Genomic DNA, 15,524 nt, shown 5'->3' with positions numbered 1-15,524 from the left:
CCGACTCACACCCAGCCGGGCCAGAAGGGCAGCGCGGTTCCCAGATCGCGGGCTCGTCCGGCCTGGGTGAGCGCCTGCTGGCTGGCGTCGGCACGACCGGCCGCGTCGACGGCGGCCAGCCGGGCCCACGCGTTCATCACGGCCAACTCCAGGGCGCCCCAGATCTGGGCCGTCTGACTGGGGTCAGTGACGTCTCCGGGCATCGCGTACTCGGGCGGCTGCGGTTCGGGTGTCGCTCCGCCGGCGGTAATGGCGGCGGCGGTGGCGTCGCGTTCGCGCATCGCCTCGCTGAGCCGCGCTGCCAGCTGGCCGTCGATCGGCTGGGTGTAGTCGGCGCGTCCGTAGAGCGCCTGCAGCCCGAAGACCAACGCCCGTTGATGGCTCAGCACGACCTGCCGGGCCTGCGCAGCGTCTCCCATCTCGGTGCGGGCGGGCACCGCCTCGCCCTGCACCGGGGCGGGACTCAACGCCGCGGCATCTCCGGAGCCGAACGCTGTGGCAGCCACTTGCGCACAGAGCCACTGCGAGATCCACAGCAGCGCCATGCCGGCAGTCTGGTCGGCATCGGATCCACCGCTCTGGGTGGCCGCCACCGACGAAGTCAGCTCGGCCAACTCGGCGTGGCGTTGCGCCAGCACCTGCATGGCCTCGGCCTGCGCGGCCGGCACTGCCGGCGTGGCTGCCGTGATCTGCTCAATAGGAGTCGGATCCGCCAGTACCCCACCCAGCGGATCGGCCTGGCACAGCACGCTCAGATGCGCCTGATGCTGCGCGGCCAGCGCGGTGCACCAAGCCGCGAAGGCCTCGTCGGCGTCCTCCAGCCCAGCACACGCCGTTGCCAGGGCAGCAAGGTCGGCAGCGCTCTGCGCCGTCTGCCGCCGGGCGTCGTCCAAGGTCGGCTGAGGCTTGGGACTCTGATCGGCGGTGATCAGCGGGTTGGGGGCGCACGCGGCCAGCGTGACCGCGGCCGAACCGGCAAGGGCTAACCGCATGAACTCGCGCCGCCGCAAGCCGCGATGGTGGTCAGGGGGGATCATGGGGTCACCCTAGCGTGCTCTCGGCGTGCAGGTCGCGAGACGATGGCCTAGACTGGCAGATCAGCGTCATGCTGACCAACAACTGGCTCAACTCACAAAAGGATCGTCCATGAAGCACACCGGGCTCGAAGAGGAGTTGGCGGCTGTGCTCGCTGGTCACCAACTCGAACTCGATGACCTCGAGGTTCAGGCCGCGGGAAAGCGGCGGGTCGTCCGCGTCACAGTGGACGGAGACGGACCGTCGGGAACCGGGCCGGACCTCGATCAGATCGCAGACGCGACCAGAGCGATTTCCCAGGCATTGGACGACACCGATGCGCTCGGCGACGCCCCCTACACCCTTGAGGTCAGCACCCGCGGAGTCTCGCGGCCGCTCACCAAGCCGGCGCACTATCGCCGCAATCTGACCCGTCTGGTCACGCTGACCCTTGCCGACGGGACCTCGCTGACCGGGCGCATCAGCGCCGCCGATGAGCGGTCCGTCACCGTCGATGTCGACGGTGAGGAGCGCACGATCGGGTTCGATCAGATTTCCAAGGCCGTGATCCAGGTGGAGATGAACCGCCGCCTGACCGATGACCACGACGAAGCGGGGGAGTGAACGGGATGGATATCGATCTGTCGGCTTTGCGGGCGATTGAACGGGACAAGGAGATCCCGCTCGAGTACCTACTGAAGGCGCTCGAGGATGCCTTGCTGAACGCGTACCTGAAGACGGACGGCGCCAAGCCGGGGGCTCGGGTCGTGCTCGACCGCAAGCTCGGAACCGTCGCCGTGATGGTGCCTGATCTCAACGAGGACGGTGAACAGGTCGGCGAGTACGACGACACGCCGGCCGACTTCGGCAGGGTCGCCGCCGCCACCGCCCGGCAGGTGATCTTCCAACGGCTGCGTGAACATGAGGACGAACAGAAGTACGGGCGCTTCGCCGCGTCCGAGGGTGACATTCTGACCGGTGTCATCCAGCAGGATCGCGACACCCGCTCGGTGCGGGTCGATCTCGGACAGATCGAGGCGATCATGCCGCTGGCCGAGCAGGCTCCCGGCGAGGAATACACCCACGGCAAGCGCATGCGCGTCTACGTGGTCAGTGTCCGCAAAGAACTGCGCGGCCCGCAGGTGATCGTCAGCCGCACCCATCCGAATCTGGTGAAGAAGCTCTTCGCGCTGGAGGTGCCCGAGATCGAGCAGGGCATCGTCGAGATCAAGGAGATCGCCCGCGAGGCCGGTCACCGCAGCAAGATCGCGGTGCATTCGAACAATCCGGAGGTCAACGCGAAGGGCGCCTGCATCGGCCCGATGGGGCAGCGGGTGCGCGCGGTCATGCACGAGCTCAACGAGGAGAAGATCGACATCGTCGACTGGGATGCCGACCCGGCCAAGTTCGTCGCGAACGCGCTCAGCCCGGCCAAGGTTAACCAGGTGATCGTGCTCGACCCGGCCGCGCGGGCCGCCCGGGTCATCGTCCCCGACTATCAGCTCAGCCTCGCCATCGGACGCGAGGGCCAGAATGCTCGGCTCGCCGCCCGGCTGACCGGATGGCGCATCGACATCCAGCCCGACACAGCCGTTGAGGGTGCCTGATCGGGCATCGCGGCGGCCGGCGCGCACCTGCGTGGGCTGCCGCGAGAGCTGCGATCCGGCGGGCATGACCCGATTCGTCCTGGACGGGTCGGTCCTGCGGGTCGACGCGTCCGGGCACGCGCCCGGTCGGGGAGCGTGGCTGCACGCCGACCCGCACTGTGCTGACACGGCCCGCCGCAGGGGCGCTTTCGCGCGTAGTTTCCGTCGCAAAGTCGACGATGCCGTGCTCGCGGACTGGCCCGCTTCGTCCTCGCCCGACCAAGCCTGTCACGACTCGGATGAAGCCCTGCCCGACTGAAGCCGGCAACGACCCTGGCAACACAACGAGACGGTTGGCGTCTCGTGGTTGGGCATCCGGGGATCAAGCGCGATACACTGGCTAGCGCGTGTCTTCGGGGAAGGTTCCGAAGAACTCGGCAAAGCTCCCGTCAATGATGGCGCCCCATGGCGCGGTCAGGCGCGGCTGGGGCCGGGTATCGCGGTGATCACGCAGAGCCAGAAGGTGGGCGACAGCTCATGACGACTCGATGAGTACTCACCAATGAGCACCGAAAACAACTAGGTGGTTCTGGCCCGGGGCCTGGACCACGAAGGAGATCAGTGGCCAAGGTCCGTGTCTACGAGCTTGCTAAAGAGCTCGGTTTGGAAAGTAAGGAGCTTCTCAGCACTCTGAACGAGATGGGCGAATTCGTCCGTTCGGCGTCCTCGACGATCGAGGCACCCGTGGTTCGCAGAGTGACCGAGAAGGTGAAGGGCGTTCATAAGGACGCGAAGTCGGGGGCTGTCGATCATGCCCCCGCACCCAAGAAGAGTGGCGCGCCGGCACCCAAGCCGAAGACATCCGCCACACCCCAGACTCCACAGCCCGACGCGCCGCAGGCCGCGGCCGGTGCCAAGGTCGGTCCGCGCGCGACGCCGGGCCCGCACCCGGTACCCGGTCCGCGCGCCGTTCCCGGTCCACGTCCGACGCCCGGCCAGCACGCAGCGCCTGGTCCGCGGCAGAGCAATGGCAACGGCCAAGGTGGACAGGCGTCCCAGAGCAAGCCCGCTCAGCAGCGGCCGCATCCCAAGCCCGGTGTCAGTAGCCAGCCGCAGTCGCGCCCCGCATCGCCGCAATCCCAGGGCGGTCCCCGTCCGACTCCGGGACCGCGCCGGACTCCGGCTCCCGGTGGTACCGGCTCCGGTAAGGCCGCTTCGGGTCCACGTCCGGGTCCGACACCGGCGAACGTGCGTCGTCCGGGAGCTCCGCGTCCGGGCAACAACCCGTTCTCGTCGTCGCAGGGGATGGGCCAGGCCCGTCGTCCCTCCCAGCCGCGTACCGGTAGCCGCGATGGTGGCGCTCCCCGTTCGGGTGAGGGCCGTCCGCCGCGTCCCGGCGGCGGCGACCGGATGCCGCGTCCGAATCCCGCGATGATGCCCAAGCACGCCAACCCCTCGCTCGGCACCCAGCAGGGCGCCGGCGGTGGCGGTGGTGGCCGGGGTGGACGCCCCGGTGGTCCGAGCCGTGGTCGCGGCGGCCCCTCGATGGGCGGCGCACCCGGCGGCGGCATGGCCGGAGGCCCCGGTGGCCGTGGTGGCCGCGGTGGCCGCGGCGGAACCCAGGGTGCCTTCGGGCGCGCCGGATCCAATCGGCGGGGCCGCAAGTCGAAGAAGCAGCGTCGTCAAGAGTTCGATGAGATGCAGGCGCCGTCGATCGGTGGCGTGCGCATCCGTGGTGGGGACGGCCAGATCGTCCGTCTTCGCCGTGGTTCATCGCTGACCGATCTTGCCGAGAAGATCAACGCCGAGCCGGCGCAGCTCGTGCAGGTGCTGTTCAACCTCGGCGAGATGATCACCGCGACTCAGTCGGTTCCCGACGAGACGCTGGAGATCCTCGGCGCGGAGTTGAACTACAAGATTCAGGTCGTCAGCCCCGAGGACGAAGACCGCGAGCTGCTCGAAAGCTTCGACCTCGAGTTCGGTGAGAATGAAGGCGGCGAGCACGATCTCGAGGCCCGTCCGCCGGTCGTCACCGTCATGGGTCACGTCGACCATGGCAAGACGAAGCTGCTGGATGCGCTGCGCGACACCAATGTGCAGGGTAAAGAGGCCGGTGGTATCACCCAGTCGATCGGTGCCTACCAGATCGAGACCGAGGTGGACGGCGAGGAACGTGCCATCACCTTCATCGATACCCCCGGCCATGAGGCCTTCACCGCGATGCGTGCGCGTGGCGCCAAGTCGACCGACATCGCCGTTCTGGTGGTGGCGGCCGATGACGGCGTGATGCCGCAGACGATTGAGGCCCTCAACCATGCCACGGCAGCCGATGTGCCGATCGTGGTCGCGGTCAACAAGATCGACAAGCCCGGCGCCGATCCGGCGAAGGTGCGAGGTCAGCTCATGGAGTTCGGCCTGGTGCCTGAGGAATACGGCGGCCAGACCATGTTCGTGGATGTCTCCGCGGTCACCCGGGTCGGCCTGGACAATCTGCTGGAGGCGATCATCCTGACCGCCGACGCAGCTCTTGATCTGCGCGCCAATCCGACCATGGACGCCCAGGGCGTGGCGATCGAGGCCCACCTCGATCAGGGCCGTGGCCCGGTGGCCACCGTGCTCATTCAGCGCGGCACGCTGCACCGGGGCGACTCGATCGTGGCGGGTGCGGCTCACGGCCGCGTTCGCGCGATGATCAACGACCGTGGTGACACGATCGACGAGGCTCCGCCGTCCATGCCGGTTCAGGTGCTCGGCCTGACCAGCGTGCCGGGAGCCGGCGACAACTTCCTGGTCGTCGAGGACGACCGGATGGCTCGCCAGATCGCCGCGAAGCGGGACGCCAACCGTCGTGCCGCGCTGCAGGCTCAGTCCTCGCGCCGCAAGACCCTGGAAGAGCTGTTCGAGCAGCTCGAAAAGGGCGAGACGAGCGAGCTGACCCTGATCCTGAAGGGCGACGGCGCAGGTTCGGTCGAAGCCCTGGAAGATGCCCTGTCGAAGATCGAGGTGTCCGACGAGGTCGGCCTGCGCGTCATCGACCGTGGTGTCGGTGCCATCACCGAGACCAACGTGTCGCTGGCGGCTGCGTCCACCCCGCACGCGGTCATCATCGGTTTCAACGTCCGCCCGACCGTGCAGGCAGCCCGCCTGGCCGATCAGGAGAACGTCGATATCCGGTACTACTCGGTCATCTACGACGCGATCGACGAAATCGAGGCTGCCCTCAAGGGCATGCTCAAGCCGATCTACGAGGAGAAGACTCAGGGCACCGCGGAGATCCGGGAGATCTTCCGCAGCTCCAAGTTCGGCAACATCGCCGGTTGTATGGTCACCGACGGTCACATCAGGCGCAATGCCAAGGCGCGCCTGCTGCGCGATGGTGTGGTGGTCGCCGAAACCTCGATCGCCTCGCTGCGCCGGGAGAAGGACGATGTCACCGAGGTCCGCGAGGGCTTCGAATGCGGTCTGACATTGGCCAACTACTCTGATATTCAGATCGGCGACGTTATCGAGACCTACGAGATGATCGAGAAGGCTCGCGACTGATCCACTGAATCACTAACGGTTGCGGGCGGAAGACATAGCGTCTTCCGCCCGCAATCCGCATCATCTTATCGGGAGGGAAAATGGCAAATCCACGAATCGCCAAGCTTGAGGATCAAATCCAGCGGATCATCGCCGAGATGCTGGGGCGCCGTGTCAAGGATCCGCGACTCGGATTCGTCACCATCACCGATGTGCGGCTCACCGGCGATGGCCGCGAGGCGACCGTCTTCTACACCGATCTCGGGCGTTCGCTGGACGGCCGCGAGGCCGATGCCGCAGGCGGGGTGAGCGACACCGCGACCGCGCTGGAATCGGCCAAGGGCCTGCTGCGCACCACCATCGGGCAGCAACTCGGGCTGAAGTTCACTCCCACACTGACCTTCGTCCCGGACGCCAGCGAGAAGACCGCCCAGGAGATGGAAGACCTGCTCGCCCGCGTGCAGGCGGCCGACGCCGAGCTGGCCAAGGAGCGCGAGGGCTCCGCATTCGCCGGCGAGGCCGACCCCTACAAGAAGCCGGTAGAACCTGCCGACGAGTAATACCCCTGGCGTAGGCCCCGCCCGATGCCCGGTTCTGGCCGGGAGAAGGCCGCAGGAGGTTCCGCAGCGCGACGATGCTCCGCTGCGGAACCTCTTGACTTGATGAGACACGACCTCACCCCCACCGAGCTGAGAAGGGATCCGATGACCACCTTCGTCTACATTTCCCCCGCATATCCGCCGACGAACGTTTATTTCTGCGAGCGGCTGGCCGCCTCCGGGGTCACCGTGTTGGCGATCGGCGACGCGCCCTACGACGAACTCCCGAACGGGCTGACGGCGGCGCTGACCGAGTACTACCGGGTGGATTCCCTGGAGGACTACAACCGGGTCTATCGGGCGATGGCGCATCTGATCGCCCGCCATGGTCGTGTCGACTGGGTGGAGTCGAACAACGAGTACTGGCTGCAACTCGACGCCAGGCTGCGCACCGACTTCAATATCCACACCGGACGCCGGGCCGAGAAGGTCAATGAGATCCGCTCCAAGGTCGACATGAAGCAGGTCTATCTGCGTGCCGGGGTTCCCACGGCCAGACAGATCAGGATCACGACCCTGGAGGCGGCGCAGGAGTTCGTTGCCCAGGTCGGCTACCCGGTCATCGTGAAACCCGAATTCGGAATGGGTGCGACCCACACCTACCAGCTGCGCGATGACGCCGAGCTGGCCGGTTTCTGTTCCGAGCCGGCCGATGGGCCGATGGTGATGGAGGAGTTCGTCACCGGCGACATCATCAGCTACGACGGTATCGTCGACCACGACTCGGTGCCGGTCTTCGAGGCCGCGACGCTGTGGCCGCCGTCCATCATGGACATCGTGCTGAACGACCTCGACCTGGCCTATCAGGTGCTCGACGAGATGCCGGACAGACTGCGGGAACTCGGACAGCGCGTGCTGAAGGCTTTCGGGGTGCGCAACCGCTGGTTCCACCTCGAGTTCTTCCGGCTGTCGGATGCCAAGCCTGGTCTGGGTGAGGTCGGCGACTTCGTCGCGCTGGAGGTGAACATGCGTCCGGCAGGCGGAGTGACGGTCGACATGTACAACTACGCGCGCAACGCCGATGTCTATCAGATCTATGCCGACGTGGTGAGTGGTCACGACACCGGGGCGGCCCGGCAGGCCACGCAGGACCCCGCGCGCTGTGTCTATGCATCGCGGCGCGACCATCGCGACTACCAGCTGAGCTCCGATCGGCTGGCCGAGATCTACGGCGATGCGATCGTTGCCCACCAGCGCAATCTCGAGCTCTTCGTTCCGCAGATGGGCAACGAGTACTACCTGCTGCGCACCACCGATGCCGGCCGGGCGACCGCATTCATCGACGACGTCCTGCGCCGGGCATGAGCGTCGGCCGAATGGCAAGGCGATGCAGGTTCACGAGCGCCGTCACAGCAGTCCTGCCCGTAGAGGAGAGATGAGTTCAAGGTGAACGCCACCGCTTCCGGCCTGCTGATCATCGACAAGCCCACCGGATGGACCTCTCATCAGGTGGTCGGACGGGTCCGCCGTGTCTTCGGGACGCGAAAGGTCGGCCACGCGGGCACCTTGGACCCGATGGCCACCGGAGTGCTGATCGTCGGGCTCAACCGGGCCACCAGGCTGTTGGGCCATCTGGCTCTGCATGACAAGGCGTACTCGGCAACCATCCGGCTGGGCGCGTCCACCACGACCGATGATGCTGAGGGGGAACCGACCGGGGGAGCAGACGCATCCAGTCTGTCGCTGCCTCAGGTGGCAGTCGCCATGGGTGCCTTCCGGGGTGCGATCATGCAGCGTCCGAGCACGGTTTCGGCGATCAAGGTGGACGGCAAGCGTGCCTACGCCCGGGCACGCGCCGGTGAGAACGTGCAGCTGGCCACCCGTGAGGTGACCGTCGGCCGGTTCGAAGTGCTCGCGGCGCGCCCGGTGGCCGGCTACCTCGATGTGGATGTCGAGGTCGAGTGTTCCTCGGGCACCTATGTGCGGGCGCTGGCCCGCGATCTCGGCGATGCGCTGGGGGTGGGCGGGCATCTGACGATGTTGCGGCGCACCCGGATCGGACGCTATCTGCTGGACGACGCCGTCGCACTGGACTCGCTGACCGCCGAAACCCCGCTGATGAGCATGGCCGAGGCGACAAGGCTGAGCTTTCCGGTGGTCGAGATCGACGAAGCCGGTGCGCGCGATGTCGGTTTTGGACGAGCGTTGGACACCCAGGTACCCGCCGCGGTAACCGGTATTATCGGGCCGTCGGGGGAATTATTGGCGCTCTATCGTCCGGATGGGGAATGCAGCCGACCGGTCGCGGTGTTTGTCTGAGTGTCAGCGTTCAGCCGCCGGCAGAAAAACACCGCGGACGAGCGCCACCTCATCAAAGGAGTTGCAATGGAATTGCTGGGAAAGCAAGCAGCGTGGGTGTTGATCGGGCAGGGGGCGCTCGCCATCGTCCTGGGGGCGATCGTGCTCACCTGGCCAGGACTGACTGTCGCAGCATTCGCCCTCGTTTGGGGCATCTATGCGCTGGTGGACGGCATCGGAGAGCTGGCATTGGGCGCCACATCGGCTGGGGTCCAGGGCCGCGGATGGCTGATTTTCTCCGGCATCCTCGGAATTGTCGCCGGAATCATCGTGGTCTTCAATCCGTTCATGTCGGCCGCCGTGCTCACCTGGGTACTGGGGATTTGGCTGATCGTCCACGGCGTCTTCGTTTTCGCCGGTGGCTTCTCGTTGCCCGGTAACCATAAGTGGTGGGTCGTGGTTTCCGGCGTGCTGCTGGTCATCGCCGGTGCGATCTTCGTGGCGAATCCCGCCGAAGCGGCGCTGTCGCTGGCGTTCCTGCTGGGTTGGCTCGCCATCGTCTGGGGTATCTTCTGCACCGTGGCCGGAATCGCTTTGATGATCGGCGCCCGGCGCGTGGGTAGCCAACTGTAGTTTGCAGATCGACCGGTTGATGGTTGGGTGCCGAGCCGAGAATGCGGTTCGGCACCCACCGGCCGGTCGGTCAGCGGACGATCTGGAAGAATTCGGCCACTCCTTCGAGTGTCATCTGAGTGGCCACGATGACCAGCACCATGCCCATCAGCCGTTCCACGGCCAGCAATGTCTTGGGGCCGAGCACCCGGTTCAGGCCGTGGCTGAAGTAGAGCACCAGAGCCGAGCCCAGCCAGGCCAGTACCAGTGCGACCAGGTAACTCGGCAGCGCATCCGGATTGCCTGAGACCAGCACGATCACCATGGCCAGCAACGACGGCCCTGCCACATAGGGGATCGCCAGCGGGACGATGAACGGCTCATCGTCGGGCGCTTTCTCGCGCAGATTGCGTTCGGGAGTCGGGAAGACCATGCGCAGCGCGATCAGCATCAAGATGACTCCGCCGGCCACCGTCAACGCCGGCGCATCGATATGGAAGACCCTCATGAAGGCCTGACCGCCGAAAAGGAAAGCCAGCATGATGCCCAAAGCGATCAGCAGTTCGCGGACGATCACCCGCCTGCGGCGCTCGGGCGCGGTATGGGCGAGCGCGGCCAGAAACAGCGGCACATTGCCGAAGGGATCCATGATCAAGATGAAGACCATGGCGGACGAAACGATCAGCTCCACAGCTAGATAGCCTAGCGAGACGCTGTGTGCTCGCGAAACGGGCTGTCAGATGCGGTATGGACGCAAGATTCTTCGGCGTGTTGCGAATTGGGCAGCTGATCCTTCGATCAGTCAGCTGGGAATGCGTCCAAGCGGTCCCATTGAGGCATTAAGCTGGACCGCGGTCCTGCAGTCGCCGGACCATCGGTGCGAGCAGGAGCGGGTATGCGACGAAGTGTGGTAGCCATCGGAAACTTCGATGGTGTACATACGGGGCACCAACAGCTGCTGCGCACGGCCGTGGAGCACGCCCAGGAACTGGGCACCGAGCGCGAACCGCTGCAGGTCATCGTCGTCACCTTCTGGCCGCACCCCATGAGCGTGGTGGCCCCCGGTCATCAGCCGTTGCTGCTGACCTCACTGTCGGACCGCATCGACCTGCTTCGCCGCTACGGCGCCGACGAGGTCCGAGTCGTTCAGTTCACCCGTGATGTCGCGGCCTGGTCACCGCAGAAGTTCGTGGACACCATCTTGGGACCGCTCGACCCCGCGGTCGTCGTGGTGGGGGAGAACTTCACCTTCGGCAACCGTGCCGCAGGTACCCCCCAAATGATGCGCGAGTTCGGCAAGGGTCGCTTCGATGTCGACATCATTCATCTGGTCAGCATCGACTCCGAGCGCACCTGCTCATCGTTCGTGCGTTCGGCACTGGCGACCGGCGACGTTGCTGCTGCAGCTCGTCATCTGGGCAGACTCTTCCGGCTGAGCGGGGTGGTGGTGGTCGGTGATCAGCGCGGCCGCGAGCTCGGCTTCCCGACCGCGAATCTTCCGGTCGCTGCAGACCTGGCCACACCCGCCGATGGCGTCTACGCGGGCTGGTTGCGCAGGCTCGACCAGCCGTCGGCAATACGGATGCCGGCCGCGATCAGCGTTGGCACCAACCCGACCTTCGACGGCGTCGAGCGGCGCGTCGAATCCTATGTGTTGGACCGCACCGATCTCGAGCTCTACGGCATCAACATCGCGGTGGAGTTCGTCGAGCATCTGCGTGGTCAGGTGCGTTTTGGTTCGATCGATGAGCTGATCGAGCAGATGAACAAGGACGTAGCCGCCACCCGGGCGGTGCTAGGGATCGACTGAGCCCGGTTCGAGATCGCCGGTCCGGCTGTGCTACCCTTGCCAGGTTGCCGTTAGATCGGCCGCGGATGTCCAAGAGCCCCCACTCGCAACCTGCACCGGGGGCACCGCGCAACGAGCTGGAGAGGCTGATTATGGACGCTGAGACCAAAAAGAAGATTATCGAAGAGTACGCCACGCATCCTGGTGACACCGGCTCTCCGGACGTGCAGATTGCGCTGCTGACTGCCCGCATCGCCCATCTGACCGAACACCTCAAGATTCACAAGGGTGACCACCACAGCCGCCGGGGTCTGATGCTGATGGTTGGTCAGCGTCGCCGGCTGCTGAACTACGTGGCCAAGGAAGACATCGACCATTACCGCGCACTCATCGCGCGTCTCGGCCTTCGCCGGTGACGTCGTAGCGGGACACACGGGGAGAAGCCCACAGCGGCGACTCCCCGTTTTGTCATCTTCAAGCGCGGCGGCGGACGTGCATTCCTTGTCCCATCCCGGCATCATTGAATCTGGAGAAAACTTCACATTCCCGCTGCTCGAAGGGCAGCACCACGACGCGAGAAGACCAGGGATTGTTGGTCCTCGGTAGTGGTCATCGGGCCGCCGAATGGGTGATCCCGATGACCTCGATCGAAGACCGGCAGTCGAGACCGGAATCCTCCGGTGGTTTCTTGCGTCCTTACCGAAGACGCGCCCGCGCGACGTGGGCAGCGTCTGCCTGAACATAGGAGAGGACACAATTTCATGGAGGGTGAAAACCTCAAATTCGCTGAGGCGATCATCGACAACGGGACGTTCGGCAAACATGTCGTGCGTTTCGAGGCCGGTGTGCTGGCTCAGCAGGCCGACGGCGCTGCCGCGGTCTACCTGGATGGCGACACGATGCTGCTGTCGGCCACCGCTGCGCAGAAATCTCCGCGCGAGTCCATTGACTTCTTCCCGCTGACCGTTGACGTCGAAGAGAAGATGTACGCCGTGGGACGCATCCCCGGTTCGTTCTTCCGCCGCGAGGGCCGTCCCAGCGAGAACGCGATCCTGGCCTGCCGCCTGATCGATCGGCCGCTGCGTCCGGCGTTCGTCAAGGGTCTGCGCAACGAGGTCCAGGTCGTGGTGACCGTGCTGGCACTCAACCCGCAGGTCGAGTACGACGTGGTGGCGATCAATGCCGCATCCATGTCCACCCAGATCGCCGGCCTTCCGTTCCACGGCCCGATCGGTGCCGTGCGCGTCGCGTTGATCGACGAGCAGTGGGTCTGTTTCCCGACCGTCGAGCAGGAGCAGGGCGCTACCTTCTCGATGGTGGTCGCCGGACGAGTGCTGGCCGACGGCGACGTGGCCATCATGATGGTCGAGGCCGGCGGTACTGAGGCGACCTGGAACCTGGTGCGCTCGGGCAAGACCGCCCCCACCGAAGACGTGGTGGCCGGTGGCCTGGAAGCTGCCAAGCCGTTCATCAAGGTGCTGTGCGACGCTCAGGCCGAGCTGGCCCAGCAGATCGACAAGGAGACCTACCCCTACCCGGTCTTCAAGGAGTACGAGGACGACGTCTACGAGCAGGTTCTGGTCTTGGGCCAGGAAGAGCTCGATCGCATCGAACAGATCGCCGACAAGCTCGATCGTCAGGCTGCTGAGAAGGACCTCAAGCATTCGATCCTCGATCAGATGAACAACAACGAGGCGTTCGAGGGCCGCGAGGGCGAGATCTCGGCGGCCTTCAAGTCGATGCAGAAGAAGATCGTCCGTGGTCGTGTGCTGCGCGACGGCAAGCGCATCGACGGCCGTGGCCCCAAGGACATCCGCCCCTTGTCGAGCGAGGTCGGCATCATTCCGCGGGTCCACGGCAGCTCGCTGTTCCAGCGCGGTGAGACCCAGGTGCTGGGCATCACCACCTTGAACATGCTCGACATGGAGCAGAAGCTTGACACCTTGAGCGCTGTCACCTCGAAGCGCTACATGCACCAGTACGACATGCCGCCGTACTCGACCGGTGAGACCGGCCGCGTCGGTTCGCCGAAGCGCCGCGAGATCGGCCACGGCGCACTTGCCGAGCGGGCCATCGTTCCGGTGCTGCCGAGCCGCGAGGAGTTCCCCTACGCGATTCGCGAGGTTTCCGAGGCCATCGGCTCCAACGGATCGACCTCGATGGGCTCGGTCTGCGCGTCCACGCTGGCTCTGCTCAATGCCGGTGTGCCGCTGCGCGCGTCGGTGGCCGGCATCGCCATGGGCTTGATGAGCGAGACCGACGAGTCCGGTCAGACTCACTACCTGGCGCTGACCGACATCCTGGGCGCTGAGGATGCCCTGGGCGATATGGACTTCAAGGTCGCGGGTACGTCGGAGTTCATCACTGCGCTGCAGCTCGATACCAAGCTCGATGGCATTCCTTCGGACGTGCTGGCCGCAGCGCTGCTGCAGGCCAAGGACGCTCGCACCACCATCCTCGGCGTGATGAATGAAGCCATTGACACACCCGACGAGATGAGCGTCAACGCGCCGCGGATCATCACCGTGCACATCCCGGTCGAGAAGATCGGCGAGGTCATCGGCCCCAAGGGCAAGGTCATCAACCAGATCCAGGACGACACCGGCGCCAACATCTCCATCGAGGAGGACGGCACCATCTTCATCGGTGCCACCAGCGGTGAGGCCGCCGAGCTGGCCCGCCAGATGATCAATGCGATCGCCAACCCGACCATGCCGGAGAAGGGCGAGCGTTACCTCGGCACCGTGGTCAAGCTGACCACCTTCGGCGCGTTCGTCTCGCTGCTGCCCGGCAAGGACGGCCTGCTGCACATCTCGAAGATGCGCCAGCTGAACGGCGGCCAGCGCGTGGAGAACGTGGAGGACGTGGTGAGCGTCGGCCAGAAGCTCCAGGTCGAGATCAGCGACATCGATGACCGTGGCAAGCTCTCGCTCGTCCCGGTGATCGAGGAATCCGAGGAGAAGACCTCCGAGCAGAACTGAGCTCGCTTCCTCTGAGTTACCGAACGGCGGCCCGCAGGCATTGCGCTTGCGGGCCGCCGCTTCTCCCTACCGCTGGACGCGATTGCGCTGTTCGATTGCGAACCTCATCCGATCGGGAGTCTCGTAGCAGTCCGATGCTTGCAGCTGCCCGGGATCCAGGATCGGCTTCACAATGACATTCGACTCCGCCAGGAACTGGGGGAGTCGCTCGGTCAGCAATGGTCCCCAACCTTCGACCCGCGCGACGCCGGTGGCCGGCGCAGGCGTTCCGGTGTTCTCGGTGGCAGCCCGCGCATTCTCAGAGGTGCTGATGGCCGGGCTGAGCGCGGGATCGTCGGCATTGATGTGGACGACCAGGGTGTGGCTGGGCAGCGCGTCCTGACCGAAGGCTTGTCTCGCCAGGATTCCGACGGCAGCGGCGCGACGACGATCCAAGTCGCTGCCGAACAGCGGATCGGGCTGGGTCGGCAGGGTCTTGGCGATTCCGGTCAGCGCACGATCGAAGGCGATCCCGTCGGCGGGGTCGACCTTGCCCCAGATCGTCACATGTCCGTCCTCGATTCGGGAGACCTGAACCTTGCGGCTTTGCCGTTGGGCCGCGGCTCGCTTGCGAGCCAGGTCTTCATCGGCTGCGGTGATCCAGCCGGGCAGCGCCGCCATGATCCTCGGGAGTGGCATCATCGACAGCCCGTTGGCGACCGTCTTGTCGAGTTCTGCCACACAGCTGCAGCGGACAGGTGCGCAGCCTCCCGGCAGATCTTCATTGCCTGCCATACCCGCACCTTGCCCGCCAGCACAGCAGTCCATAGCGCCGGATGCCGGTGGCGCAGATCGAGGGCATCACCGATGTGGAAAAGGGCGGATTGAGGTGACATGCCCAGCAGGGCGCCAACTTCCAAGGCGAGGAACTCGCCGACCTTCGGCGTACCGTCGTGTCCGGGTTGCATGAGCCGCTCGATGCCCTCACAGACGGCATCATCATCGATTCTCCACAGGTCGGCGGCGTGGGTGATCGTGATCAGTTCGGCTATCTCAGCAGCGATCAACTGCTGATGCGCATGATCGAGGGCTTTGAACGCCTCGGTGCTGCTCGCGGGCGGGACCAGGTTTCTGGGGTCGCAGGTGGGGTCTTCCATGACACCAGTTTAATCGAACAAACGTACGAATACAAGACCTGGGGGCC

At 65.5% G+C, this 15,524-nt stretch carries 15 protein-coding genes; 11 read left to right on the top strand and 4 right to left on the bottom strand.

All coding sequences use genetic code 11. The features are described from left to right. Positions 1-5: 5 nt before the first annotated feature. On the bottom strand, positions 6-1,037 hold the full coding sequence (locus tag QUE25_RS02175; protein WP_286267143.1) for a DUF4439 domain-containing protein: 1,032 nt from the start codon (positions 1,035-1,037) through the stop codon (positions 6-8). Positions 1,038-1,146: 109 nt separating this feature from the next. Here QUE25_RS02175 and rimP point away from each other — a divergent pair, with 109 nt between their 5' ends. The 8 genes from rimP (at position 1,147) to QUE25_RS02135 (ending at position 9,592) form a co-directional block, all read left to right on the top strand. Continuing rightward, positions 1,147-1,638, top strand: coding sequence for a ribosome maturation factor RimP (gene rimP / locus QUE25_RS02170; protein WP_286267140.1), 492 nt, complete (start codon positions 1,147-1,149; stop codon positions 1,636-1,638). A 5-nt stretch (positions 1,639-1,643) separates the two neighbouring features. After that, positions 1,644-2,621 carry a transcription termination factor NusA gene (gene nusA, locus QUE25_RS02165; protein ID WP_286267138.1) on the top strand — a complete coding sequence of 326 codons (978 nt, stop codon included), beginning with the start codon at positions 1,644-1,646 and terminating at the stop codon, positions 2,619-2,621. Next, the gene (locus tag QUE25_RS02160; RefSeq protein ID WP_340312717.1) at positions 2,614-2,919 is read left to right on the top strand and encodes a YlxR family protein; all 306 of its coding nucleotides are present in this window, start codon (positions 2,614-2,616) and stop codon (positions 2,917-2,919) included. The genes nusA and QUE25_RS02160 overlap by 8 nt, the downstream gene beginning before the upstream one ends. Before the next feature lie 302 nt (positions 2,920-3,221). After that, positions 3,222-6,143, top strand: a complete 2,922-nt coding sequence (gene infB, locus QUE25_RS02155) for a translation initiation factor IF-2 (RefSeq protein ID WP_286267136.1) — start codon at positions 3,222-3,224, stop codon at positions 6,141-6,143. Positions 6,144-6,223: 80 nt separating this feature from the next. After that, the gene (gene rbfA / locus QUE25_RS02150; protein WP_286267134.1) at positions 6,224-6,682 is read left to right on the top strand and encodes a 30S ribosome-binding factor RbfA; all 459 of its coding nucleotides are present in this window, start codon (positions 6,224-6,226) and stop codon (positions 6,680-6,682) included. Positions 6,683-6,826: 144 nt separating this feature from the next. Continuing rightward, complete coding sequence (locus tag QUE25_RS02145; RefSeq protein WP_286267132.1) at positions 6,827-8,026, top strand: ATP-grasp domain-containing protein; 1,200 nt, start codon at positions 6,827-6,829, stop codon at positions 8,024-8,026. A gap of 81 nt (positions 8,027-8,107) precedes the next feature. Next, the gene (truB, locus tag QUE25_RS02140) at positions 8,108-8,980 is read left to right on the top strand and encodes a tRNA pseudouridine(55) synthase TruB (RefSeq protein WP_286267129.1); all 873 of its coding nucleotides are present in this window, start codon (positions 8,108-8,110) and stop codon (positions 8,978-8,980) included. 66 nt (positions 8,981-9,046) lie between these two features. After that, positions 9,047-9,592, top strand: a complete 546-nt coding sequence (locus tag QUE25_RS02135) for an HdeD family acid-resistance protein (RefSeq protein WP_286267127.1) — start codon at positions 9,047-9,049, stop codon at positions 9,590-9,592. A gap of 70 nt (positions 9,593-9,662) precedes the next feature. On the opposite strand, the gene QUE25_RS02130 is transcribed toward QUE25_RS02135, so the two are convergent. After that, on the bottom strand, positions 9,663-10,262 hold the full coding sequence (locus QUE25_RS02130; RefSeq protein ID WP_286267125.1) for a MarC family protein: 600 nt from the start codon (positions 10,260-10,262) through the stop codon (positions 9,663-9,665). Between the two features lie 204 nt (positions 10,263-10,466). Here QUE25_RS02130 and QUE25_RS02125 point away from each other — a divergent pair, with 204 nt between their 5' ends. The 3 genes from QUE25_RS02125 (at position 10,467) to QUE25_RS02115 (ending at position 14,341) form a co-directional block, all read left to right on the top strand. After that, entirely contained in the window at positions 10,467-11,381 is a 915-nt protein-coding gene (locus QUE25_RS02125; protein ID WP_286267123.1) for a bifunctional riboflavin kinase/FAD synthetase, read from the top strand. Between the two features lie 131 nt (positions 11,382-11,512). After that, on the top strand, positions 11,513-11,776 hold the full coding sequence (gene rpsO, locus QUE25_RS02120) for a 30S ribosomal protein S15 (RefSeq protein WP_286267121.1): 264 nt from the start codon (positions 11,513-11,515) through the stop codon (positions 11,774-11,776). A 345-nt stretch (positions 11,777-12,121) separates the two neighbouring features. After that, positions 12,122-14,341, top strand: a complete 2,220-nt coding sequence (locus QUE25_RS02115; RefSeq protein ID WP_286267120.1) for a polyribonucleotide nucleotidyltransferase — start codon at positions 12,122-12,124, stop codon at positions 14,339-14,341. A 66-nt stretch (positions 14,342-14,407) separates the two neighbouring features. Here QUE25_RS02115 and QUE25_RS02110 read toward each other — a convergent pair whose 3' ends face one another. Beyond that, positions 14,408-15,061: a DUF222 domain-containing protein gene (locus QUE25_RS02110; RefSeq protein ID WP_286267118.1), complete on the bottom strand. Its 654-nt coding sequence runs from the start codon at positions 15,059-15,061 to the stop codon at positions 14,408-14,410. Next, entirely contained in the window at positions 15,019-15,477 is a 459-nt protein-coding gene (locus QUE25_RS02105) for a hypothetical protein (protein ID WP_286267116.1), read from the bottom strand. Before QUE25_RS02105 ends, QUE25_RS02110 begins: the two co-directional genes overlap by 43 nt. Positions 15,478-15,524 lie beyond the last annotated feature (47 nt).

It is taken from the genome of Brooklawnia propionicigenes, assembly GCF_030297015.1.
In the GTDB taxonomy this organism is placed as follows: Bacteria; Actinomycetota; Actinomycetes; order Propionibacteriales; family Propionibacteriaceae; genus Brooklawnia; species Brooklawnia propionicigenes.
This window is presented reverse-complemented; position numbering and strand designations above follow the sequence as displayed.

Coding starts and splice junctions, on each gene's coding strand:
- QUE25_RS02175 (WP_286267143.1), bottom strand. CDS start 1,037: ATGATCCCCCCTGACCACCATCGCGGCTTGCGGCGGCGCGAGTTCATG.
- rimP (WP_286267140.1), top strand. CDS start 1,147: ATGAAGCACACCGGGCTCGAAGAGGAGTTGGCGGCTGTGCTCGCTGGT.
- nusA (WP_286267138.1), top strand. CDS start 1,644: ATGGATATCGATCTGTCGGCTTTGCGGGCGATTGAACGGGACAAGGAG.
- rbfA (WP_286267134.1), top strand. CDS start 6,224: ATGGCAAATCCACGAATCGCCAAGCTTGAGGATCAAATCCAGCGGATC.
- QUE25_RS02145 (WP_286267132.1), top strand. CDS start 6,827: ATGACCACCTTCGTCTACATTTCCCCCGCATATCCGCCGACGAACGTT.
- QUE25_RS02135 (WP_286267127.1), top strand. CDS start 9,047: ATGGAATTGCTGGGAAAGCAAGCAGCGTGGGTGTTGATCGGGCAGGGG.
- QUE25_RS02125 (WP_286267123.1), top strand. CDS start 10,467: ATGCGACGAAGTGTGGTAGCCATCGGAAACTTCGATGGTGTACATACG.
- rpsO (WP_286267121.1), top strand. CDS start 11,513: ATGGACGCTGAGACCAAAAAGAAGATTATCGAAGAGTACGCCACGCAT.
- QUE25_RS02115 (WP_286267120.1), top strand. CDS start 12,122: ATGGAGGGTGAAAACCTCAAATTCGCTGAGGCGATCATCGACAACGGG.
- QUE25_RS02105 (WP_286267116.1), bottom strand. CDS start 15,477: ATGGAAGACCCCACCTGCGACCCCAGAAACCTGGTCCCGCCCGCGAGC.